Origin of the sequence: Xenorhabdus indica (genome assembly GCF_014467235.1) — a bacterium.
In the GTDB taxonomy this organism is placed as follows: domain Bacteria; phylum Pseudomonadota; class Gammaproteobacteria; order Enterobacterales; family Enterobacteriaceae; genus Xenorhabdus; species Xenorhabdus indica.
The window spans coordinates 284461-308388 of the sequence record NZ_NKHP01000001.1; the positions used below are offsets into that span (position 1 = coordinate 284461).

17 protein-coding genes are annotated in these 23928 nt (G+C 40.8%); 15 read left to right on the forward strand and 2 right to left on the reverse strand.

What is annotated here, in order from left to right:
* Positions 1 to 95: 95 nt before the first annotated feature.
* Both Xind_RS00960 and Xind_RS00965 read right to left on the reverse strand, forming a co-directional pair.
* The gene (locus Xind_RS00960; protein WP_187649278.1) at positions 96 to 902 is read right to left on the reverse strand and encodes a Thoeris anti-defense Tad2 family protein; all 807 of its coding nucleotides are present in this window, start codon (positions 900 to 902) and stop codon (positions 96 to 98) included.
* A 209-nt stretch (positions 903 to 1111) separates the two neighbouring features.
* A complete protein-coding gene (locus tag Xind_RS00965) occupies positions 1112 to 2734 on the reverse strand; it encodes a peptide ABC transporter substrate-binding protein (protein WP_047682510.1) in 1623 nt (540 codons plus the stop codon).
* Positions 2735 to 2901: 167 nt separating this feature from the next.
* On the opposite strand from Xind_RS00965, the gene tpx reads away from it, so the two are divergent.
* The 15 genes from tpx to Xind_RS01040 all read left to right on the forward strand — a co-directional run bounded on the left by tpx (position 2902) and on the right by Xind_RS01040 (position 23860).
* Complete coding sequence (tpx, locus tag Xind_RS00970; RefSeq protein WP_047682508.1) at positions 2902 to 3405, forward strand: thiol peroxidase; 504 nt, start codon at positions 2902 to 2904, stop codon at positions 3403 to 3405.
* A 446-nt stretch (positions 3406 to 3851) separates the two neighbouring features.
* Positions 3852 to 5819: a type VI secretion system Vgr family protein gene (locus tag Xind_RS00975; protein ID WP_187649279.1), complete on the forward strand. Its 1968-nt coding sequence runs from the start codon at positions 3852 to 3854 to the stop codon at positions 5817 to 5819.
* 349 nt (positions 5820 to 6168) lie between these two features.
* The gene (locus tag Xind_RS00980; protein ID WP_246432436.1) at positions 6169 to 8337 is read left to right on the forward strand and encodes a type VI secretion system Vgr family protein; all 2169 of its coding nucleotides are present in this window, start codon (positions 6169 to 6171) and stop codon (positions 8335 to 8337) included.
* 22 nt (positions 8338 to 8359) lie between these two features.
* Complete coding sequence (locus tag Xind_RS00985) at positions 8360 to 10936, forward strand: DUF2169 family type VI secretion system accessory protein (protein ID WP_187649281.1); 2577 nt, start codon at positions 8360 to 8362, stop codon at positions 10934 to 10936.
* On the forward strand, positions 10933 to 11997 hold the full coding sequence (locus Xind_RS00990) for a pentapeptide repeat-containing protein (RefSeq protein ID WP_047682502.1): 1065 nt from the start codon (positions 10933 to 10935) through the stop codon (positions 11995 to 11997). Before Xind_RS00985 ends, Xind_RS00990 begins: the two co-directional genes overlap by 4 nt.
* A gap of 14 nt (positions 11998 to 12011) precedes the next feature.
* Positions 12012 to 12632: a DUF3540 domain-containing protein gene (locus tag Xind_RS00995; protein ID WP_047682500.1), complete on the forward strand. Its 621-nt coding sequence runs from the start codon at positions 12012 to 12014 to the stop codon at positions 12630 to 12632.
* Between the two features lie 9 nt (positions 12633 to 12641).
* A complete protein-coding gene (locus Xind_RS01000; protein ID WP_047682498.1) occupies positions 12642 to 13034 on the forward strand; it encodes a DUF4150 domain-containing protein in 393 nt (130 codons plus the stop codon).
* Positions 13035 to 13083: 49 nt separating this feature from the next.
* A complete protein-coding gene (gene tssJ, locus Xind_RS01005) occupies positions 13084 to 13677 on the forward strand; it encodes a type VI secretion system lipoprotein TssJ (protein ID WP_246432437.1) in 594 nt (197 codons plus the stop codon).
* A gap of 6 nt (positions 13678 to 13683) precedes the next feature.
* A complete protein-coding gene (gene tssK, locus Xind_RS01010) occupies positions 13684 to 15024 on the forward strand; it encodes a type VI secretion system baseplate subunit TssK (protein ID WP_187649282.1) in 1341 nt (446 codons plus the stop codon).
* Positions 15025 to 15038: 14 nt separating this feature from the next.
* Positions 15039 to 16253: a DotU family type VI secretion system protein gene (locus tag Xind_RS01015; protein WP_187649283.1), complete on the forward strand. Its 1215-nt coding sequence runs from the start codon at positions 15039 to 15041 to the stop codon at positions 16251 to 16253.
* A 10-nt stretch (positions 16254 to 16263) separates the two neighbouring features.
* Entirely contained in the window at positions 16264 to 19971 is a 3708-nt protein-coding gene (tssM, locus tag Xind_RS01020) for a type VI secretion system membrane subunit TssM (RefSeq protein ID WP_187649284.1), read from the forward strand.
* Positions 19968 to 21074 carry a type VI secretion system protein TssA gene (gene tssA, locus Xind_RS01025; protein WP_047682492.1) on the forward strand — a complete coding sequence of 369 codons (1107 nt, stop codon included), beginning with the start codon at positions 19968 to 19970 and terminating at the stop codon, positions 21072 to 21074. Before tssM ends, tssA begins: the two co-directional genes overlap by 4 nt.
* 108 nt (positions 21075 to 21182) lie before the next feature.
* Positions 21183 to 21719 (forward strand): type VI secretion system contractile sheath small subunit, encoded by a 537-nt coding sequence (gene tssB, locus Xind_RS01030; RefSeq protein ID WP_047682490.1) that lies wholly within the window; start codon positions 21183 to 21185, stop codon positions 21717 to 21719.
* A gap of 3 nt (positions 21720 to 21722) precedes the next feature.
* Positions 21723 to 23225 (forward strand): type VI secretion system contractile sheath large subunit, encoded by a 1503-nt coding sequence (gene tssC, locus Xind_RS01035; RefSeq protein WP_047682488.1) that lies wholly within the window; start codon positions 21723 to 21725, stop codon positions 23223 to 23225.
* 155 nt (positions 23226 to 23380) lie between these two features.
* Entirely contained in the window at positions 23381 to 23860 is a 480-nt protein-coding gene (locus Xind_RS01040; protein WP_047682486.1) for an Hcp family type VI secretion system effector, read from the forward strand.
* Positions 23861 to 23928: the final 68 nt, after the last annotated feature.

Genomic DNA, 23928 nt, shown 5'->3' on the forward strand with positions numbered 1-23928 from the left:
GTATAGTCATCACTTTAGGAAAATTTTACTGTAACCAATATAGAAAAAGGCCGAACCGAAGTTCCGCCTTGAATTCAGAATGCAAATTTAGGGATTTATTTCCAGTTCAAACAAACGTGCATAGTTTTATTTTCATGTTGTCTTATCACCTCAATTAATTTTTTTGCATCATCACTAATAGAATATGAAAACAGGTAATCATAAGGCGATGGCGAGTTGTCATCCCGCTCAGATGGATGGCCGAGATTATAATGTTTGCTATCAACCGTTACCCAAAGGTCATTATTTTGAAACAGCTCTCTTACCTTTTGATAACTTTCTTTATCTTGTCTAGTCGTTATACCTAAAAAAAACATCCTATTCCAAACATATCCATATGTGGAACAAAATGCGTATGTGTTTACAATATCTAGCTTATTTGGTCTCATATTTAAATCACCAAAAGGAGCAGCACTTAAACCCGACGTTGTGTTTGCTCCCCAAAGAGCTGAGCCTACTACAACCCAAGTGTTAACTCCCACATTAAGATCAAATTCCAACATACAATCAACAGGTTTGGGTTTAGGTTTAGATTCTGATTTCAGCAGATTCCAGTCACAAGCCATTAGATCTTCTTGTGTTGGCTGCCAATGAGCCCAATAACCCTCATTATCACTCTTTTCAATATAAGCAGCTCCATCACCTGCACTCCCCGCTTCCGATTTATGGGCAAGGCGCATGTGCTCTTTAGGGGCATTCCAGCCACTACGATACACTTGTTTCCCCAAATACACATGGCTTGACGCCCAGGCGAAAGTCCCGGCGGGGACAGTTATACTGTCTTTGCCAATCTGGTATTGTTCTGGTTTGAATGGGCAGTTGAGGTCAGCTTTTTTATCTTCTGGCTTATTAATTTCAGACATAAATTCCTCACTTATTATTTGTTAAAATTCAAGGTAATTTCATCTTACTGCCAAATAGCCAGTAAATATTACTTAAGTCAGATTTTTATCTCAATCGAGAACCGTAAAGCAGTAATAGTTTAATAACTGGTCAAACGTATAAATGCGAATTGACCAGTTTGTGATGAGTTAGCTAATTCTGAAAAATCACCGTTACCAGCCTATGCAGGCTAATGCTTAATGATATACATAGTATGACTATAAGCCACATCTTCAGGATTGGTGATCGGGTATCCTTTTAACCACTTTTTGATTAACCGGCCATTGGTATATTGATAAATCGGTACAATTGGCGCTTGCTCTTCAATCATTTTTTCTGCCTGATTGTAATCCTTATTTCTGGCTGCGCTGTCTGTTTCCTGGCTGGCTGCTTTTAACAAGGCGTCATAGGCTGGATTATAGAATTTAGCCAGGTTTCCGCTATGTGTTGATGTTAAAAGAGACAGGAAACTTGATGGTTCATTATAATCGCCAGTCCAGGACGCCCTGACAACATCAAAATTGCCGGTATTACGGTTGTCAACATAAGTTTTCCATTCCTGATTAACTAATTTCACTTCAACGCCCAGTTTTTTCTTCCATTCCGAGCTTACTGCAATGGCAATACGTTGGTTATTTTCCAGATTGTTATAGAGCAAAGAAAGTTTTAATGGATTTTCAGGGCCATAACCCGCTTCTTTTAACAGTGTTTTGGCTCTCTTATCCCTTTCCTGCTGCGTCAGCCTCTCTTGTTGACTCTTTTCTGGCTGGAACCCGGCTGTAACATCAGGCGTGAAATGCCATGCGGGCTTTTCTCCCGTTCCCAGGATTTTTTCCGCAATCAGATTCTTATCGATCGTCATAGCAAGAGCTTGCCTGACCCGGATATCATTGGTCGGTGCCCGTTGAGTATTAAATGCGTAATAATAAGTACCCAATTGATCAGGAGTAAAAACTTCTGCTGGGATATCATGCAGTAACTTGTGGTACATATTTTTAGGAAAAGATTCTGTAATATCCAAATCTCCGGCCAGATAACGCTTAACCGCATGGGACTCCTGACTGACAGGTACAAAAGTGACTTTTTTCAATACCGTATTTTTGTGATCCCAATAATAAGGGTTAGGCGTCAAAACAATTTTTTCATTGACCACCCGCCCTGTAAGCATAAATGCGCCATTACCAACCAAATGACCGACTCTGGTCCAGTCATTACCGTATCTTTCAACACACTGTTTATTGACCGGATAAAGACTAAAATTAGTTGTCATACTGGGAAAATAAGCTACAGGGCGATCCAGTGTGACTTTCAGGGTATAAGCATCAAGAGCTTCAACACCTAATTTTTCGGCTGGCAGTTTACCATCAATAATAGCCTGAGCATTCTGAATACCTGATAAAGCCGCAAACCAGGCAAATGAGGAAGCATTTTTAGGATTAACCAGTCTCTGCCAGCTATAAACAAAATCAGAAGCTGTCACTTTGTCACCATTAGACCAATGGGCATTCTGTCGCAGTGTAAATATCCATGTTTTGTTGTCTGTCGTTTGCCAGTCAATAGCAACACCGGGAATAGGTTTTCCATAAGCATCCTGATTGACGAGACCTTCCAGCAAATCACGTAATACCTGTGCTTCCGTTAAGCCAAAAGATTTAATCGGATCAAGTGACGCAGGTTCATCTTTCAAATGTCGAACCAACTCCTGATGAGGATCTAATTGAGTCCCCATCGGGATCTCCGCAGCATACACAGAAAGAGGCAAAGAAAGTCCGGTCATCAGTAATACAGAAGGGAATAAGGGAAAATTATGCATAAATTTTTTTACTCTACTGGTCTAATAATCACCCTAAAATAAATTATAAGACACTGTTAATTAAACAATAGGTGAGTATTTCTAAATATTACATCTATTTTTGTGGGCAAGATCGCACTATTCCTTTACACTGGCACCGCAGTTTACTTATATAGAGGGATAAAATTATGACACAAACCGTCAAGTTCCAAGGTAGCGATATCACCGTGAGCGGAAGTTTTCCACAAGCAGGTGAAACAGTAAAAGAATTTACGCTGGTAGCCAAAGATCTCACTGATGTGGCACTGAGCCAATACGCAGGGAAACGTAAGGTACTCAATATATTTCCAAGTATTGATACCGGTGTTTGTGCAACTTCTGTTCGTAAATTCAATCAACATGCCAGCGAACTGAACAATACCGTCGTACTTTGCATTTCAGCAGACTTACCTTTCGCACAATCTCGTTTCTGTGGCTCTGAAGGCCTTTCAAATGTCGTCACTCTGTCAACACTACGCAGCGGCGAGTTTCAGGAAAATTACGGTGTCGCAATAAGCGAAGGCCCATTGAGCGGATTGACTGCGCGCGCTGTTATTGTTCTGGATGAAAATAATCAAGTCATTTATAGCCAACTCGTGGATGAAATTACCAACGAACCTGACTATGACAACGCATTATCAGTGTTAAAATAAACAGCACTATAAAAAATTCTTTATTGGAAACAATGTGTTTTCTTGCTTCCGGGCACCGTTGATACATTGTTTTATCAATAAAGCCCACCTCTGGCGGTAATTGTTGTTTGGATAATTTCCGCCAACTTTTTTATCCCTCTGCTCCCTTTCCTCACTTTTCTTAAGCACTTCTATTTTTTATGTAAAGATAATTTTTTATCTAAATCAAAATGATAAAGACTATCCTTTATTAAAAAGAGACAAATTTGTAATTTTAAATTTTTTTTTGTAAAAAAATATAAACATAGTGATAATAACATTGAGATATAGTTTCTTTTATGAAATATTGTATTTATGAATTAAATTAATAACAAGTAACGGTCAGTAATAACAAAGGGTTTAATTTTTTATCTGGTCCTTTATTGATAGGTTCATGCGGTAGCTTTTAATTTAAAAAGGTACTCTCAATGAAAAGAAATATTATTGCGCATACTTCACTGGGTGAAGAAACTTTACTTTTTAGTTCATTAAAAGGTGAAGAAAAACTATCAACTATTTATAGCTTTGATATTGAATTAATAAGTGAAAAAAAAGATATTGATATCAAATCACTACGAGGAAAATCAATTACTATTGAAATAAATAACCCGGCTAATCCGTCAGCAAACACACGTTATCTGAATGGCATAGTCCATGATGGTATAATATGTGATTTTTATGACTCTTACTTCTATAAATATAAATTCATTCTTCAACCAAAATTATCAATTCTGCAAAAAAGCAAGGGATGTCAAATATGGCAAAAGAAAACTGCCCCTGAAATTATCAAAGATATACTGAATAAACACAGTATCAAGTTTGAAAGTAAATTAAATTCTAAATATCAACAACTTGAATATTGTACACAATATCGCGAAACTGACTTCAATTTTATCAGTCGATTAATGGAGCATGAGGGAATTTATTATTATTTTCAACATACTGCCAGTGAGCACACTCTTATATTAGCGGATTCTCCCCAATCTCATTCGGCCTTATCGGGATATTCCTCTATAGAATATTATCCAAATCATTCTCCCCCAAGAAATAAAGAGAAGCTCTATTTATATGATTGGAATGTAAGTTATTCAATAGCACCAAAGATCTATGCAATGAATGATTACAATTTCCTCAAACCACGTGCTCAGTTATTGGAAACACAACAAAACCCGGATCCTTCGGTTCCGGGCACAAAAATATATGAATGGCCGGGAAATTATACTGAAGCTTCACAAGGAAAATCTTATGTTCTGGTTTTACAACAATCCTATACCGCTCATTGCCATTATATTAAAGCCAAGAGTCTTGAAATTGGTATAGCTCCGGGGCATATCTTTACGCTTTCTAAGGCATTGAGAGACGGGGATAATGGTAATTATCTGATTGTCAGTGCCACATATGAATTTTCTGAATCCAGTTATTATACTGGTGATATTAATATCAGTGATGATAGCACCATCAAAATTGAAACCAGTTTCACTGCGATCCCGGCTAAAGTAAACTGGCGAGCTCCTTGTTTAACACCATGGCCAGTCGCTGGCATAGAAACAGCGGAAGTCGTGGGTGCAAGTGGCAAAGACATCTGGACAAATGAATATGCTCAGGTCAAAGTACAATTTCATTGGGATCAAGAAGGTGCCAAAGATGATACCAGTTCTTGTTGGATACGTTGGTCCAGCACCTGGGCCAGTACCAAATTCGGTGCAGTCCAGATCCCCAGAGTTGGAGATGAAGTTTTTGTCAGCTTTATCAACGGCAACCCTGATCGGCCACTAATAATAGGCAGTACTTTTAATAAAGAGAATATGCCTCCGTGGGAATTGCCAAAAGAAGCCACAAAGATAGGCTTTATGTCACGGAGCATAAAAGGTGGAAATAATAACGCCAGTTATTTATTCATTGATGATGCGCAAGATAAAGAATCTTTTGATATACACGCAGAAAAAGATATGAATATTTCTGTAGAAAATGATCAAAAGATAGCTATTGATGGCTCCCGCACAACAGAAATAAAGAAAAAACAAACGGATACCGTAGAAAAAGATGCACGTTTTACCTATAAGGCAAAACGTGATACGACCGTTGAACAAGAAGAAACGGCAGTTTTCAAGAATAAACAGAAAACAACGGTGACTAATGGTAAAGAAGTTGAAGTCACGAGTGGTGGTATTAAATATAATATAACTGGTGATTATCAAGCAGATATCAGTGGCAATAAAAAAGAATCAATTACCGGAAACGAAGAAGGTAGTATTACAGGGAATTGGAAAAAATCTGTCACTGGATCAGCCGAGCTGAAAGCTATTTCGACTCTCACTTTAAGTGCAACAGTAAATACTGAGATTAAAGGCACTACATGCGTTACTCTCTCTGGTGCATTAATCAAGATTGGTTGATTCCCCATTTACTGTTACCCAACAAACGACATTAATAAATATTTATCAAAATACAATTGGTTAAATTAACACCTTTTCTCATAAAAAATGAATTTTATAATCTTAAAATACTTTATATAAAAAAAATAAACACATACAAAAGGAGTTAAAATAACAAAAAACAGAAACATAAAAATTAATTACATATTACATCAACGAAATGATATTCACTGATTACAAATGGTAACCATTATGCTTAACTCAGCATTAGAAAACCAGCACTATATATTCCTCTAACTACCCTATATTCCCGAACTTACCTGGAGTATGCGGTAGCTTTAAACAAAAGCGAGTAAATCTTATGGAGAGAATGTTTATCGCACACTCCTCATCCGATGAAACTTTATATTTTAAGTCACTGAATGGAATAGAAAGATTATCGGAAGCTTACAAATTTGAGGTTGAATTACTGAGCGAAAAGAGATTATCCGACCCAATATCTCTGCATAATACCGTCCTGACTGTAGAAATAAAAACCCCGTCAAAACAGACAAGATATCTAAGCGGTTATATAGAACAGATATCTTATGACCCCTTTTATAAATATGATGACAGGCTTTATTTATATACGGCCACAGTCAAACCTAAGCTATGGGAATTGAAAAAAAAACTTGGATATAGCATTTGGCAAGAAAAGACTGTACCTGAGATTATTGCGGCTGTATTGATGGATGCTGGTATCTTTTTTGAGGATCGGCTCCTTGAAAAATATCGCACATGGGAATATTGCGTTAAATATAATGAAACTGATTTTGATTTCATCCATCGGCTAATGGCGCACGAAGGGATTTATTACTATTTCAAACACGACATAGGAAGTCATACTATGATTTTAGTCGATATGCCCCAAATGCTTGGTCCCATGCCTGGATATGATACTATCAATTATTTCAATGTCGGTAAATCATCCAAAAAACCGGGTAAAGAATATATTTATAATTGGAATATTCGCAGTATCACGATACCAAACAATTTTTGTCTTGATGACTACGATTTCCGCAAACCACGGGCTAAGTTACAAGCTGCCATTCAGACATCACTCAGTTCGGTTAATAATACAGAAATATTCATGTGGCCCGGACGCTATGTAAAAAATGGACAGGGGCAATTTTATGCTCGAGTGCTTCAACAAGCCACAGAAGCACAAAGTGAACTGATTAATGGTAAAGGTAATGTGTTGGGCATGGCTCCGGGACATACTTTCACCCTGTCACTACCTAATGATATTAAAGGTGATGACTACAATGACTATTTAATTACTGGTGCTCAATATACTTTTTATGAATCATGCTACGGCTTCGCTCTTAATTGCGAATATGACGACGATGATGATTGTGACGACGATAAACCCAATAAAGATAAAAATGTTGTCCAATTTGATGCTATCCCTGCCAATGTCCATTGGAAACCACCAGCAGTAACCCCTTGGCCAAAAGCAACAGGTCTTGAAACCGCAGTTGTAACGGGTCCTAAAGATAAACCGATATGGACTGATAAGTACGGCCGGATAAAAGTGAAATTCCGTTGGGATAAAAGCGATAAAAAAGATGATACCAGTTCTTGCTGGATACGTGTGGCAACCCGTTGGGCTGGCTGGCGGTATGGCAGTATTTATGTACCCCGTGTGGGTGAAGAAGTTGTTATTAGTTTTGTCAATGGTGACCCGGATAAGCCTTTTGTTATTGGCAGCGCCTATAACAATGAAAATATGCCCCCCTGGGAGCTTCCCAAACATGAAACCCGTAGTGGTGTGATGTCAAATACAAAGGAAGGTAAACATGAACAAGCAAATTACCTCTTTATGGATGATGCTCCAGATAAAGAGTTATTTGATCTGCATGCAGAGCGTGACATGAATATCTCCGTGGAAAAGGATAAAAAAGTCACTATCGATGGGAACCGCACGACTGAAATAAAAAAACAGCAAACGGATACAGTAACAGGTAAAGCCAGTTTCACTTATGAAGATGCTCGTGACACGGTAGTTAAAGGCAAAGACACATTATCTGTTGAAAACAGCCAGCAAAGAACCATTCAGAAAGGAAGAAAAACAGAGATTAGTGATGGGGATACTTATAAACTCAAAGGGGATTTAAGTGCTAAAATTGACGGAAACTGGACACAGGATATTACTGGAACGACGCTAATCTCCAGTCCTAATCTCATTACAATAAAGAGCGATACTCATGTCGCAATAGATTGCCCACAGTCTTTTTATACATCCAAAGATTTTAGTGTTTCTTCGGTAAAAATAAGCATAAGTTCGGTTAAGATATCATTATCCCGCACAAAATTTAGTATAAGTTCAACCAATACAAGTTTCTCATCCACGATTTTATCTGTCAGCACAACTGATATATCTCTTAGTAAAACGGGAACAGAACTTTCGCAATCTAATACGAAGTTAGCTAAAGCAGTGACTTCGATCATACAGGCAAGCGCTAACATCTTAAACAGCAGCTTACATATCATCAGTTGACTAATATATCTGGCAGAGTGTCATGAAAATTATCAAACCCCTGCGGTTAAGTGTGCTTTATCGGCCTTATCGCTGGATGCAAAAAAACCATCTCGGTATCTCTATCATGGCACTGGCTGATATGAGTCCTACCCCACGCTTGCGTCCAGAACCAGAACTTTGGCAACTGGCAGAAAAAGAACTGAAAACCTGTAATGGTATTGTTGATCTCGCGATGCCTAAATCCTGTGCAGAATTTCTGGCCACAGGCTATGCCTATACGCATCACCAAACCGATAAAACAGCCTGTACAGTACGTATTCAGGTGGATCAATTGGAAAAAACATTAGTTGCTTTCGGTGATCGTTATTGGATCGGTGATACTCCCTCAAAATCTGAGGCATTTGAACAAATGCGATTGGACTGGAGCCGGGCTTTTGGGGGTGAAGGCTATGAAGAGAACCCACACGGTATCGGTTTCAGCCCGGAATTGATGGAAAATGGCGTAAAAATCCATCACCTGCCTAATATCGAAACTTTGCACAAGCAGTTGTTATCACCAGAGGATATCCCCACTCCTGCCAGTTTTTGTCCACTGGATTTTACATGTCCGCGTCGTTTTACCCGTATTGGTAAAAAATATGACAAGGAGTGGCTGGAAAATGAATTTCCGGGGTTTGCCCATGATATTGACTGGCGACTATTTAATGCAGCTCCAAAGGATCAATGGCTGGATCAGATCACTGCCCTGCCGGTTCAGGCTGCATGGCGTATTGAGAATATGCATCCTGAAAAACCGGTACAAGAAGGCATTTTGCCTGCATGGCGGGCGCGTTGTTTTATCAAGCGCTTACGTCTTGATGAGGAGATTTTTGAAGAAATAGGCATGCGCCAGACGACGGTATGGTTCTTTCCCCATTTGGAGCAAATGATCCTGATATGGCATGGACATACCCGGATTAATGAAGATGATGCAGCGGATGTATTACAAATGGTATCGGCTCTGGAATTAAATGATAACCCCCTGGCGGAAAATCATTACTTGCAAGTGCTTAACCAACGTATGGATAAAGAAAAAGGCGTTTTGTATAGCTTCCGGGAAAAAGATCTCATCCCTGAAGAAATCATTGGCCCGTGGATAGATACGGAGCAATCTGAAAACAATCCAATACAGGAAAATGTGCTTAATCGTGAAAAACGTCTCCGTGAACAACAGAAAGAACGTTTAGCTGAATATGGTTACGATATCGATACTATCATTCCTGCTCCCCCCGCAACATCTGCACCTCCTGCCACCCCCAGATTGGATGAACTGCCTGAATTTGTGGAGAAAATAGAGCAAGATGCGACCCAAAAGCGGGCGGAAGCCGAGCTAAAGCGAGAGAATATAGCAGCCAAAGCGAAACAACTGGGTATTGATATTGATCAATCAGTGACAGAAAACCAAGCCAGAGGGCCAGAAAATCTCTATAAAATGCGGGATATATTGCAAAAGCAACAACAGCAAATAGCGTTTGATGACCCGAAATTAGCACAAATTGAACAATCACTACGTGATACGTATTTTTTTTCAGTACAATCACAAAATCCGGCCTTACGTTTGACAGGAAGTTTGTCGCAAATCATCCGTAAACGGGTGCAAAAGATCATGGAGCAAGGTGGTAATTTCAGTGGCATGGATTTTACCGGAGCAGATTTGTCAAACATGGATCTGCGCGGAGCCAATTTTTCCCAGGCATTATTGGAAAGCGCCTGTTTCAATAATAGTCAACTGGACGAAGCCGATTTCAGTCGGGCTATGCTGGCCAGAACAGAGATCTGCAACGCTTCCCTGTCCGGGGTTAAATTAGATAATGCTAACTTAATACTGGCTAAATGTGAACGGAGCGATTTTTCTGACGCTCGCTTCAAAGAAACACAATTACAAGAAGCACTGTTTGATCGTTGCCAATTCAACCGTACAACATTCACGGATTTATTCCTGCAACAGGTTTTTATTACCTATTGTAATTTTCAATATTCCCAGTGGAAAGAGTGTACCTTTGCAGAACTCGAATTACCTGCACTCAAATTCAATCACGCAAACCTGAGTAAGGTGTCTTTTCTCAAGTGTAAACTGAAACAAGCCATTTTTGACCATGCACTCCTCGAAAGCTGTGCCTGGGTAGAAACTGAAGCAAACAAGATCCGATTTCGCTCCGCTAATCTGTTGACTTGTGCTTTTGCAATGAACAGCGAACTTAACCAGGCTGATTTCAGACAGGCTACTTTAACGGAATGCAATCTACGCAAAATGCCTTTGGTGCAGTCAGTATTTCACTCTGCGACTTTGAACAACTGTGACCTGAGTGAAGCTAACTGTCAGTCAGCCGATATGCAGTATTTAAATACGATAAAAAGCCTATTTATCAGAACAGATTTTCGCGGGGCTTTGTTGAACAATGCCAATCTGATGAATGCTCTGATGCAAAAATGCAGCTTTAATGGTACGGATTTACGGGAAACCAATCTATTCCGCGCCGATATGTCCCAGTCCATCGTTGATAACTCAACCTTGTTTAAAGGTGTCTACACACAGCAGACTAAAACCTTACCCAAACGAGATAAGGAAGTGATATGAATTCGCTGTCAACAGGTGAACTGATAACAAAAATAAAACAAGGGGAAATAATTGAGAAAGTCAGCTTACAAAATATGTCGCTCACCCGACAGGATTTATCTGGTGGAATTTTCAGAGAAGTCGATTTTTCTGGTGTGGATTTTTCTCATGCTCAACTGAAAGAAACTGTTTTTACTGAGTGCCAACTCGGAGAAACCGTTTTTGATTCAGCCGTGCTTGAACAGAGTACTTTTGAACAATGCCATATGATCCGCACTGTATTCGATAGAAGTAAAATAACAAACTGCGTATTTAATCAGTGTATTTTGCAGAAAGCACGTTTTACAGAAAATAAGCAAAATGAAACTCAGTTTATATCCAGTTCACTGCAATGTGTGGAATTTAGCAATAGTGACCTTGAGCGCATAACATTTATTGATTCAACACTTAATCAAGCAGAATTAACAAATAGCTGCTTGTTTCTGGTCACTTTTTTTCGACTGGATTTACGGGAAACAAGCTTTTCTGCCAATGAATATACTAAAGCTGTTTTTTTTGAATGTGATCTACGTGGTCAGGACTATCAGAAACAACAACTCAAAGAGTGTCTGTTCACAGATTGTCAACTTGAAGCAGCAAACTTCAATCATGCAAGGTTAACTAACTGTAATTTCAAGGGTGCCACTTTACAAAATGCAATGCTATCGAATGTCAATGCAACCCAGGCTTTATTCATTGAAGCAGATTTAACCCAGGCATGTTGCAGCAATAGTCTGTTTGAACAGGCGATTTTCGTCGGTGCCTGTCTTGAATCCGCTGATTTCAGGCAAAGCAAATTAATCCAGGCCATCATGCACAAAGTACATGCAGTGAATGCACGATTTACCGGTTGTGACATGTCTTATGCCGATCTTTCCTATGCCAATGTCAGCAATAGTGACTTTCGCACAGCACACTTTATGAGAACACTTTTTCATCGTGCCCAACAGGCTGAAACACTGTTTTCTGACCGTCGTGGCATACTGGAAAATGATCCTGAACTGTTTGCAGCCGAAGAGTGGAGTATGCAACGCAAGATTTAACCGGGAGAATCAAAATGTCAAAACCTTCTTATGCGCTTTCTTCACATCCTCTTACTACCGAACAACCCTTACACCAAGTTGCAGGTCAGGTTGTTAATCATCTTCAGGATGGTAGTTTAATAGTGGAAAGTAACAACCGGGGATGGCACTGCCGACGAGCTGCCAGTTGCCTGCTGACCCCCGAACAGGGAGATACCGTTTTAGTAACGACAGTCGATAGTCAACTCTGGATTTTGGCTATATTAGAGCGAGCAGAACAGCTTCATCCGGCAGAAATCAGCGTGCCCGGTGATCTGGCTATCTCTTCTCAGGGAGATTTAAGTTTAAACAGCAACGGACTGAATATTGCTGCCAGCATTGGGAACTGCCATATCAACAAAATGCAATACAGTGGTGAATCACTGTCTGCATGGGTATCCATCACTCAATTAGTTGGCAATAAATTTGAGTCTGTCTGGCAGACAGTAACACAGCTTAGCAACCGACTATTTCGTCATACAACGCAGACAGAACAGGTTCAGGCTGGCCAATTAGATATGCAGGCTGAAAGCTATATTCGATTACATGCCCAAAACACTATGATGTCTGCAAAAGCTGTCACCAAAATAGATGCTGAACAAATTCATATTGGTTAAGGAGACATTATGTTTGCCAATACTCAAGGGGGGGGAATGGATATGGCAGCCCCTGATATTTGCCTGACCCCATGTCCCTTTCCTGTACCCGTACCTTATCCCAATATGGCACAAGGGCCTACCGGCATCACTAATGCCATGAACATTTTATTTGCAGGCTCTCCTGTACATAACATAGCGACAAACTTTCCCATGACAACAGGTGATAACGCCGGAGTTAATATGGGAGTAGCTTCAGGAACAGTAATGGGACCAGCCCGACATACATTAGGGGCCAATTCGGTCTTAATCAAAGGCTCACCGGTAACACGACTGACAAGTCTCACTATGCAGAATTCAACGAATGCCGTGGGTGCCCGCATTACTCCCAGTCAGACAAAAGTGCTCATTTCAGCGGCCTGATACACTCGACTTTTTATTTTATTCAATGCTGGCTATGCCTGAATAATTAATGAACTTTATGATATTGCGTTTTTCACTGAGAAAAACAATCTTAATCAAAACGTTATATTCAATTAATTGTTGGATTAAGAGGGCATTTTTACCGTCGCTTTTATTCACACTTCTTTTAATAATGACAGTTTTAATAATGACAGGCTGTTCATCGCAACCGGAAAAATTGCCCCCTTATAAATTAATTTTCAATATCGCATCTAATGTCAATGATTCCGCACCACTGAAAATCCACGTTTTTTTATTGCAATCGAATGAAGAATTTATGTCGGCAGACTTTTTTTCACTACAAGACAAAGCGAAAGACACACTAGGCGATAAATTGGCCAATGAAGATCGATTTTTTATACTTCCTTTCGAACGTGCACATTCTTTGTTGGAAAAGAATCAGTCAGAAATCAGCCACATCGGAATTATTGCAGAGTATAAACAATTAGATGGCAAGAAATGGCGTATTTCGTTTCCAGTCCCCGTACCAGAAAAACTCCCTTTTTACGAATTCTGGCGTTCTGCCCCCGATGAACTACAAGTGTGCGTTAAGGTTACTGGTAAAGGCTTAAGTTCCACCTCAAATTGTGCCGCAGGAAACTGAAAAATCATGAATAGATCAGAGAAAGTCATTTGGACCGAAGGCATGTTTCTGCGCCCTCATCATTTCCAACAGGCTGAAAACTATCTGGAAGCTTATGTCCGCGACTGGGGAAAATCCCAAATGTCCTATTACTGGGGTTTTCTGACACTCGAACTGGATCAGGAACTCCTCAATCAGGGTAAAGTCATGCTTTCCTCAGCGAGCGGTATTTTTCCGGATGGAACTCCATTCAGTTTTGACGGTGCACATGCCCCCGCTCCTTTGCAACTCACTGAAAATCAGGTAGATGTTAATGTAGTGCTCGCCCTGCCTCTTTTTCGGCGGGGCAGAGAAGAAATCATTTTCAGTGAAAAAAAAGACTCTTTGGCACGTTTTGTCAGCTTTGAAGCCGAAGTGAATGATTTTAATGCCATGTCAGTCGGTAGTGCCGCAGTACAATTCGGCAAAATGCGCTTGCGCCTGATGCTGGAGTCTGATTTGACACCAGAATGGACTTCATTGAGCATTGTACATGTCATAAATAGAACCAGCGATAATAAAATCTATCTTGATCAACAATTTATTCCCCCCCTGCTTAATTGTTACGCCAGCCCACAAGTGGCAGGATTTATCACCGATATCCAGGGGATATTAGAGCAACGCCGCCAACAGATAAGCCAACGTTTGTTACAATTGGGACGGCATAATGATTCCGAAATCATGGATTTCCTGTTGCTGTCTCTGGTTAATCGCTATAGTGGCCAGGTCAGCCACATACGGAATATATCGTTGCTGCATCCAGAGAGGCTATTTAGTGAGTGGCTGCAATTTGTCACTGAATTGGCAACGTTCTCCCAAAACCGGGTGCCGGAAGATATCTTTCCCCTCTATGATCACGACAATTTGACACTGTGTTTCAATCAACTCATGTTTCAGTTGCGTCAAGGGTTATCAATCATTTTGGAAGAGCATGCCATCCAGCTCCCATTGACAGAATATTCTCATGGTTTGAATATCGCCACATTACCCAATGCCAGTATGGTCAATACGTTCAGCTTTATTCTGGCTGTCTACGCTGATATCGCCAATGACACATTAATGAGTCATTTCCCGGCCCAAATGAAAATTGCCCCTGTCGGACGTATACGAGAACTGGTTCAGTTGCAATTACCCGGTATTTCAATACGAGCTCTGCCATCCGTGCCGAGACAAATCCCTTGGCACTCAGGATATATCTATTTTGAACTGGAAAAAGACGGGGATTTATGGAAACAAATGGATAAATCGGGTGGCTTTGCATTGCATTTGGCTGGTGAGTTCCCCGGTTTAAATATGGAATTTTGGGCTGTCCGTGATCAGCCTAAATAGAGGTAATGACGCCTATGATAAGACAAGAAATGCAGAAGATTGAACATTCATGGTTTTCTGGTAAATCCAATGATAATCCTCTGGTTGCTGCTGCAAATCCTCTGCTGAATACGCTTCCCCAAATCCGGCATACCACTGTTCACCCGGACCCCGCAGCCTTACGTCAAAAATTGATTGATGAAATCCGACGTTTTGAAGTCGCGTGTCAGCATGCCAAACAACCCTATGAAGTCATTATTGGTGCACGCTACTGTCTATGTACCGCACTGGACGAAGCAGCCGCACTGACACCTTGGGGAAGTCGTAGTGTTTGGTCAGGTAGTGGATTACTGGTCACTTTTCATAATGAAACCTGGGGAGGTGAGAAATTCTTCCAACTGTTGGCTAAATTATCACAGAATCCTAAAGAAAATTTATTTCTCCTGGAGCTGATTAATTTTTGTCTCCAACTTGGATTTGAAGGACGTTACCGCATCATGGACAACGGACGCTCTCAGTTAGAAACGCTAAAACAACGCCTGTTTCAGTTAATCCGCTCAATTCGCGGCAACCATCCTGCCGAATTGTCTCCCGATGTACAAATCATCACAAAACCTAACAAACTCTGGAAACCTTTTTTGCCTATGTGGATTTGTATAGCATTATTGTGTTTTCTGGGATGTATCTTGTATATCGGCCTGAATTGGCGATTAAGTGATATATCTACCCCGATTTTATCATCTATCTATCAGACCAGTCTGCCAAATGTAGCCGTCGATGATCGGATATCCCCACCTGTTCCTCCGACGCTGAATCTACAAAGCAGGTTACGGGATGAAATCTCAGCCGGGCTATTAACTGTCACCGATCTGGCTGATAGAAGCATCGTCACCTTGAAAGGAGACGGTTTATTCAAATCAGCTTCAACCCAAATCAGAAACCGTTATCTGGACGTTATCAGGCGTATTGCAGAAGCGATGAACCATTATAAAGGTGAAATTTTAGTCGTCGGATATACTGATAATATCCCCATCTATTCTCGTTTCGTCTCTAACTACGCTTTATCGCTGGCCAGAGCGAAATCTGTCCAGAGAAAACTTCAGCATTATCTGAACCAGCCTGAGCGAGTTAAAACTGAGGGAAGAGGCGCAAGTGATCCGCTTGTCCCTAATGATACTCCCAGTAACCGGGCTAAAAACAGACGAGTAGAAATCACACTGTTAGTTTCTCCAGCCGATCAAATAAAGTGAGGAAACTAAGATGTTAAGTGTACTCTTTTCTATCCTTACCAGCAGATTAATGTGGAGTTTTCTCGGTATAACGGCAATTTCTGCCATTATCTGGTTCATCGGGCCCATTATTTCTGTCGGTAACTCAGTCCCTTTTGAATCGAAATTCATACGAATCTTTACCATTATTTCACTTTTCTTAGCCTGGCTCTTAAGTCAGTTAATTCCCCTGCTATATCGGACATGGCTTAACAAAAAATTAGCGAACCAATTGAATATCATTAAGGACGATGAAAAAGAACAGAAACAGGACAAAAAACACGATGATCAATACCTCACGTTGTCAGAACGCTTTTCTGACGCCGTAAAATTATTGCGAAAAGCTTATTTTTCCGGCTATTTCTCCAGTTTAAATGGCAAACCTAAACCTGGCTGGAATGGGCTGTTTAGCCGTCAATATTTATACCAATTACCCTGGTATCTCGTTATCGGTGCCCCACATTCAGGTAAAACAACAGCGCTGGCAAATTCCGGGCTGAATTTCCCACTATCAGACTATTTCGGGAAATCTGCCCTATACAGTATGGGAGATATGAATAGCTGTAACTGGTGGTTTACGAATAAAGCCGTCCTGCTTGATACCGCAGGTCGCTATACCACTCATCATAACAACTTACACGCAGCAGACAGCAGAGAGTGGCAGGCTTTTATCAGGTTGTTAAAAAAATACCGTACACGGCAACCAATCAATGGGATCATCCTTACAATCAGTGTGGAAGACTTACTGAATCCATCAACAGAAACCCGTGATCAACACGCCTATATGTTACGCAGACGCCTGTCTGAATTACGTGAAAAACTTAAGATCCAATTTCCTATTTACATTTTCATCACTAAAACGGATTTATTAAAAGGATTTAACGCCTATTTTACCCATTTTGATAAAGCATCACGTGAACAAATTTGGGGATTAACCTTCCCACAAGACAAAAAAACTGACTGGAATATCAATTCGATATTTGAGGAGCAATACAACCAGTTACAACTGCGACTGGATGCAGAATTACCCTATATTCTCTTAAACGAGCCGAACCCGCGGCAATGTGCCGAGAGTTATCTGTTTCCACAAGAATTTGCTGCCTTACGTCCACGCATTGCGCAATATCTTGAAATTGTATTCGCAAGATCAGGATTTGAAGTCCCCAGTTACCCACGAGGACTCTATTTCACCAGTGGCACACAGGGAGGGATACCATTTGATGGTGTCATGGATAAATTTAACCGCAATTTCCAATTGCCAACAGACAATGACAGTATTTCAATGTCATGGGGAAATAATAATGATGATAAAGGAATTTTATATCAACCCCAGACTCGCCAGACTTATTTTCTGAAAAATTTACTGGACAGTATTTTTCAGGAAGCAGGACTCGCCAGCTACAACCGTTGGTGGGTATACCAAAATCGCCTGCTTAATTGGTTAGGCAACATGGCATTAATAGCAATTCTGGTCTTAGTCACCACTTTATTTCTGACCAGTTACAACAATAATAAAAATTATCTGATGGAAGTTCAGGCTAAAATTCCGACCATTTTACGTCAGGGCGCTGAATTAAATAAAAATCATGATGACACCGATGAGATAAATAACACCTATAATCTATTGCCGATTTTGAACAACCTGGCTAACCTCGCTAAAAGCCAGAACTTTTCGCTGGATGATCCCCCAATATCTTACCGCATGGGATTATATAGTGGTGAACAAGTCAGTAATGCAAGCCGTACTCTGTATATGAAAGCACTGCAAACACTACTACTGCCACAAATAACCAAGTTAATCACCAGCCAACTACACAATGCTAACGACAATAATAATGACAATACAGAGGAAATCTACAATACATTAAAAGCATATCAGATGTTATATCAGCCCAAACATTATGACGGTGAGTTTCTACGTAATTGGGTGATGCAATATCTGAAAACACACTTAGATCCAGAAACAACTCAGGAACAATTACAACAAATTAACAGGCATCTCAGTCAATTACTGGATAATCAGGTTGTCACATCACCGTATATTCGTAATGACTATCTGGTTGAACAAAAACAAGCATTAATTGGCAGCATTCCCCCTGCGCAACGTGCCTACAATATCCTGAAACACAATTTGTTACTTGACCCCAATTTAGCATCAGTAAATTTAGTCACACTTGCTGGTCCTCAAGCTGAATTAGCTTTCTCACGCATTAGTGGAGCACCAATAACCAGTGGCATACCGGGAATGTTCACCCCTGCGGGTTATAAAAAAAGTATCGGCAAAGATCTCATGACTTTTCTTGTCACTTTGAATTCACAGGATAATTGGGTACTGGATTCCTATGCGAGAAAACAGTCAGTTAAAGATCTCGAATTATCTGTCCGACAGTTTTATATCAGTGACTATATTTATCAATGGGACAAATATCTGACTGATATTCGTTTGAACAATATTAATGAATTAAATCAACGTACCAGCACAGCGCGTTTGCTCTCTTCTTCAGCTTCACCGATGCGTACTCTGCTAATCAATATCAGCAAAAATGTCACACTAACTAATAACCAACTTAACAGCCTTATGAAGAAGGCTAAAGGTAAAGTCAGTAGTAACGTAACAAACAGTAAATTAACAAATTTAGTTTCAAAACAAATCTTGCCGGATAATGGTCAACCTTCACCAGAGCAAGTGTTAGCAGAACATTTTGCACAAATTACCGCTCTGGCGAAAAGCCCTGATGGAAAAAATAAAAAAATACCTTTTGACGATATACTGAAAAAAATCGGTGACTTATATCAATATCTGGCTTCAGTGCAAAATGCCGTCAATACAGGTATGACTTTTCCTCCCAACAACATTATTACCCAGTTACAAACGGCATCTGAACGCCTGCCGATACCATTCAGAGATATGATTTCTGCCCTGGCAATTGGAGCCAGTAGTGATACACAAATCAGTGATATGAAAAATGTCGGCAAACATCTCGGTGCAGAAATAGGTGGTTTTTGCCAACAGGCTATTGCCAACCGTTATCCGTTGATGCCTAAAGCGCACAAAGACATCAAACCTGATGACATGACACGGATGTTTGCTCCCGGAAAAGGCTTAATGGACAGTTTTTTCCAAAAAAATTTAGTGGGCAAAGTTGATACAACTCAGCCAGGATGGCGATTTATGCCCGGGGTAGATGGCAAGCCTTTACCCGGTGGAGAAAAATTGCTCAAACCTTTCCAGCAAGCACAGATTATTCGCGATACTCTCTTTTCCAGTGGGGCTCTCACACCGTCATTTCATATCATGGTTCGCCCAATCAGTATGGATAATGAGATATTGAGTATGGTACTGGATGTTGATGGGCAACGACTGCAATATAGTCACGGCCCTCAACTTTCGCAGCTCATTAGCTGGCCGGGCTCTGCGGGAACCAATCAGGCCCGCATTCAATTAAATTTAGAAAATGGCACAACGGCAAACTTATCAACTTCTGGCCCCTGGGCACTGAACCGGTTACTGGATCAAGCGAAGCGTATTTGGCAAAACAGAACAGGAAGTTCAACTCAAAGTGATGATACTGGCTTACAGGCAATGTTTAATATCAAAGGGCATACGGTCTTACTGGAGTTCACACCAAATAGTATTTTCAGTCCGTTTAAACTACCTGATTTCTCCTGCCCGAACCTGAAGAGTATGAAAACACCATGAATATTGATGCTTTACTTGCGCCAATCAGTGAAGAGTCTCCTTGTGGGGAAAATCTCGAATACGATGATGTATTTCTATTATTAGAACAAAGCATTATCGGAAAAGCAGAGCAACAGTTTGGTGATTTTGTTATCCCTGCGGAACCACCCGATTGGTTAGAAGTGGAAAAACAAGCTACAACGTTACTGCTATCCCGTACCAAAGATCTGCGTATTATCATCGCTCTCATGCATGCATGGGTAGAAACTCAGGGAATATGTGGCTATGCCAATGGCCTGGCGCTACTCCGACAAACACTGGAACACTATTGGGAAGAGGTATGGCCAAGACTGGAATTTGATGGTGAATACGATCCCTTATTTCGCCTTAATGCTCTGGCAGATATTGAAGATGGCGCCCCTCTCTCAATAAAAGTGCAATATTCCATTCTGCTGAAAAGTATCTCGCAAGAATTGTCATTCCGGGAAGTTTGCTCACTGCTTGATGGTTCGATAACAGAAATCAGTGGTTACACCGGAGGGCGAACCCGCCTGCAAGATGAGTTAAAACAACAAACTGACAGCCCGGAAATATCAGCATTAGCCATCATTCGCGATCATATTACTGCTCTGCTTGATATCATTCGCCAGCACTTATCCGCCGGGCATATGCCTGAACTATCGCGATTCCTAAAAAATCTGAATACCGTTATTGAATTTAGCGCATTAAGTGGCTCCTTTATTGCCGCTTCGATAACTCCCGGCAATAAAGGAGAACCTCAATCTGCATCAGTGATAAAGCAGGCAACAACGCGATCATCAATAGACCCATCGTCTATAGAGCAATCATCAACAGATATAGCAGCGATGGCTGGTTTGTCCTCATTTAATTGGTACGGAGTAGAAGTCAATAATCGTGATGAAGCACGCATGTTATTGGAAAAAGCGAAAACCTATTTTCTGACACACGAACCAAGCCACCCTGCTCCGATGATGATTGACCGTATTCAACGCCTGATTGATCGTGATTTTATCGACATTATCTATGACCTTGCACCAGAAGGATTAAATCAGCTCGCCATCATCTTTGGCCATACTGATAATTCTGACACTGATACAAATTAGTTGTCTCTTGTACTTATCCAACCAACAAAGAGGCAACTTGAAAGACGAAGGGTATATCGCCCGTTTATCTCTTAACTTACCTATTTAGCCAGTAATGGAGAAATTGTCATGAAATCCAGTGGACAAAAGTTTATCGCCCGAAATCGTGCTCCTCGAGTCCAGATTGAATACGATGTCGAGCTTTATGGCTCAGAAAAAGTTGTCCAATTACCATTTGTCATGGGCGTTATGGCTGATTTGGCAGGAAAACCCACAGAAGCCCTACCAGACGTTAGCGACCGGAAATTTCTGGAAATTGACATTGATAATTTTGACGAACGCATGAAGTCAATAAAGCCACGAGCCGCCTTTCAGGTTGATAACACCTTGACAGGTGATGGCAAACTGAATGTCGAGTTAGTTTTTGAAAAAATGGAAGACTTTCAACCTGATGCTATCGCTAAAAAGGTAGAACCTTTAGCTCAACTGTTGGAAGCACGTACCCAACTGGCGAACCTACTGTCTTATATGGATGGTAAAAGTGGCGCAGAACAACTGATCGCTGAAATACTGCAAAATCCTGCTCTGTTGAAATCACTGGCGGAAGCGCCAAAACCTGAAGATAGCACTTCAGCTTCAGATGAAGGTGCTGAAGATAAGGAGTAATTGATGAGTACAACTGAACAAGAAAACCTGGCTCAACAAGAGCAGGCACCGAAAGAATATACGGTTGATGAATTAAGTGTATTGCTCGGTAAAGAATTCCGTCCGCAAAGTGATCAAACACGTGATGCCGTTGAAAATGCAGTAAAGACCCTGGCACAGCAGGCACTGGAAAATACCCTCACCATCTCCGGCGATACTTATCGCACTATCCAGTCATTGATTGCTGAAATTGATACCAAAATATCACAACAGATGAACCATATCCTGCATCATGATGAATTCCAGACATTGGAAGGCGCATGGCGTGGTCTGCATTATCTGGTTAATAACACAGAAACCGATGAGATGCTGAAAATCCGTGTGATGTGCCTTTCCAAAAAAGAACTAAGCAACACGCTAAAACGTTTCAAAGGCGTCAGTTGGGACCAAAGCCCACTTTTTAAGAAGGTCTATGAAGCAGAATACGGTCAGTTTGGTGGTGAACCTTTCGGCTGTCTGGTAGGCGATTACTACTTTGACCATACCGCGCCGGATGTTGAACTTTTGCGTCAGCTAGCACAAATCAGTGCCGCAGCACACTGTCCATTTATTTCAGGAGCAGCCCCAAGTGTTATGCAAATGAAATCCTGGCAGGAGTTAGCTAACCCTCGTGATCTCACCAAGATTTTCCAAAATACAGAGTACGCCCCCTGGCGTAGCTTACGCGAATCAGAAGACGTACGTTACATCGGATTAGCACTGCCCCGTTTTCTGTCCCGTTTACCTTATGGCGCTCTCACTAATCCCGTTGATAATTTCAATTTTGAGGAAAATACCGAAGGCCCCACCCATGAAAACTATACCTGGGCAAATGCCGCTTATGCTATGGCGGTCAATATCAACCGTTCCTTTAAACTGTACGGCTGGTGCACCTCTATTCGCGGTGTGGAATCTGGTGGTATTGTAGAAAATTTGCCTTGCTATACTTTTCCCTCTGATGATGGCGGAGTGGATATGAAATGTCCTACCGAGATTGCCATCAGCGATCGTCGTGAGGCTGAATTAGCCAAAAATGGTTTTATTCCACTTTTACACCGTAAGAATACCGATATGGCCGCCTTTATCGGTGCCCAATCGCTGCAAAAACCATCAGAATATTATGATCCTGACGCTACAGCAAATGCCAATCTCTCCGCCCGTCTGCCTTATTTATTTGCCTGTTGTCGTTTTGCTCATTACCTGAAATGTATTGTACGCGACAAAATTGGGACTTTTCAGGAGCGTAGTGATATGGAACGTTGGTTGAATGAATGGATCACTCATTATGTTGACGGTGACCCAGTCAATTCATCACAGCTTACCAAGGCGAAGAAGCCACTGGCAGCCGCGGAGGTTCAGGTAGAAGAAATAGAGAGCAACCCAGGCTATTATCAAGCTAAGTTTTTTCTGCGTCCCCATTATCAATTGGAAGGACTAACCGTTTCTCTACGTCTGGTTTCAAAATTACCCTCACTAAAAGGAGCGTGATACTAAAAAGTCATTTTCTCTAAGTAAAATCAGAAATCATCCCGCACAGAGGGGCTTCCAGTAACAATACACATGTATTTCTAGACGTATATACGTACTCCAATATACATCCATTGGATTCAATCATCCCATTCAACTCTATTAAGGCAAAGATTATGTCTAATAACGCATATATTACTTTTACTGACATTAAAGGTGAATCAGGTGACGATGCCCATAAAGATTGGACAGCCGTTCATGTTTTTGAACTGACAATGACTAATTCTGTTTCTACAAATACTCAGTCTAGCGGATTGAGTTCAGGTATAGTTGAAATTCCTGGTATTACTGTAGGACTCTTCTTTGATAAATCATGTATAACTTTGTCTAATTATCTGACGATAGGTAAACATATCAATGAAGTTAAAATTGAAGTATTGCGACAAGGAGGCGAAAATGTACTTTGGCATACCATAGTCATGACGAACGTTATGGTAGCAAGCACATCGCTCGGATTCTCATTTGACCAATACATTTCTACTGTTAAGTTATTCTTCCAAAAACATAAAGAAAGCTACTATCCTCTGGACTTCACAGGCAAAAAAGGCGCCGAAGTCACTTATGGATGGGATTCTTTCGCTAATAAGCCACTCTAATTTCATAATTATCCACCCCGATAACCTCCCTAAAACAGGGAGGTTATTTTTACTAACCTATCCTTATC

Coding starts and splice junctions, on each gene's coding strand:
- Xind_RS00960 (WP_187649278.1), bottom strand. CDS start 902: ATGTCTGAAATTAATAAGCCAGAAGATAAAAAAGCTGACCTCAACTGC.
- Xind_RS00965 (WP_047682510.1), bottom strand. CDS start 2,734: ATGCATAATTTTCCCTTATTCCCTTCTGTATTACTGATGACCGGACTT.
- tpx (WP_047682508.1), top strand. CDS start 2,902: ATGACACAAACCGTCAAGTTCCAAGGTAGCGATATCACCGTGAGCGGA.
- Xind_RS00975 (WP_187649279.1), top strand. CDS start 3,852: ATGAAAAGAAATATTATTGCGCATACTTCACTGGGTGAAGAAACTTTA.
- Xind_RS00980 (WP_246432436.1), top strand. CDS start 6,169: ATGTTTATCGCACACTCCTCATCCGATGAAACTTTATATTTTAAGTCA.
- Xind_RS00985 (WP_187649281.1), top strand. CDS start 8,360: ATGAAAATTATCAAACCCCTGCGGTTAAGTGTGCTTTATCGGCCTTAT.
- Xind_RS00990 (WP_047682502.1), top strand. CDS start 10,933: ATGAATTCGCTGTCAACAGGTGAACTGATAACAAAAATAAAACAAGGG.
- Xind_RS00995 (WP_047682500.1), top strand. CDS start 12,012: ATGTCAAAACCTTCTTATGCGCTTTCTTCACATCCTCTTACTACCGAA.
- Xind_RS01000 (WP_047682498.1), top strand. CDS start 12,642: ATGTTTGCCAATACTCAAGGGGGGGGAATGGATATGGCAGCCCCTGAT.
- tssJ (WP_246432437.1), top strand. CDS start 13,084: ATGAACTTTATGATATTGCGTTTTTCACTGAGAAAAACAATCTTAATC.
- tssK (WP_187649282.1), top strand. CDS start 13,684: ATGAATAGATCAGAGAAAGTCATTTGGACCGAAGGCATGTTTCTGCGC.
- Xind_RS01015 (WP_187649283.1), top strand. CDS start 15,039: ATGATAAGACAAGAAATGCAGAAGATTGAACATTCATGGTTTTCTGGT.
- tssM (WP_187649284.1), top strand. CDS start 16,264: ATGTTAAGTGTACTCTTTTCTATCCTTACCAGCAGATTAATGTGGAGT.
- tssA (WP_047682492.1), top strand. CDS start 19,968: ATGAATATTGATGCTTTACTTGCGCCAATCAGTGAAGAGTCTCCTTGT.
- tssB (WP_047682490.1), top strand. CDS start 21,183: ATGAAATCCAGTGGACAAAAGTTTATCGCCCGAAATCGTGCTCCTCGA.
- tssC (WP_047682488.1), top strand. CDS start 21,723: ATGAGTACAACTGAACAAGAAAACCTGGCTCAACAAGAGCAGGCACCG.
- Xind_RS01040 (WP_047682486.1), top strand. CDS start 23,381: ATGTCTAATAACGCATATATTACTTTTACTGACATTAAAGGTGAATCA.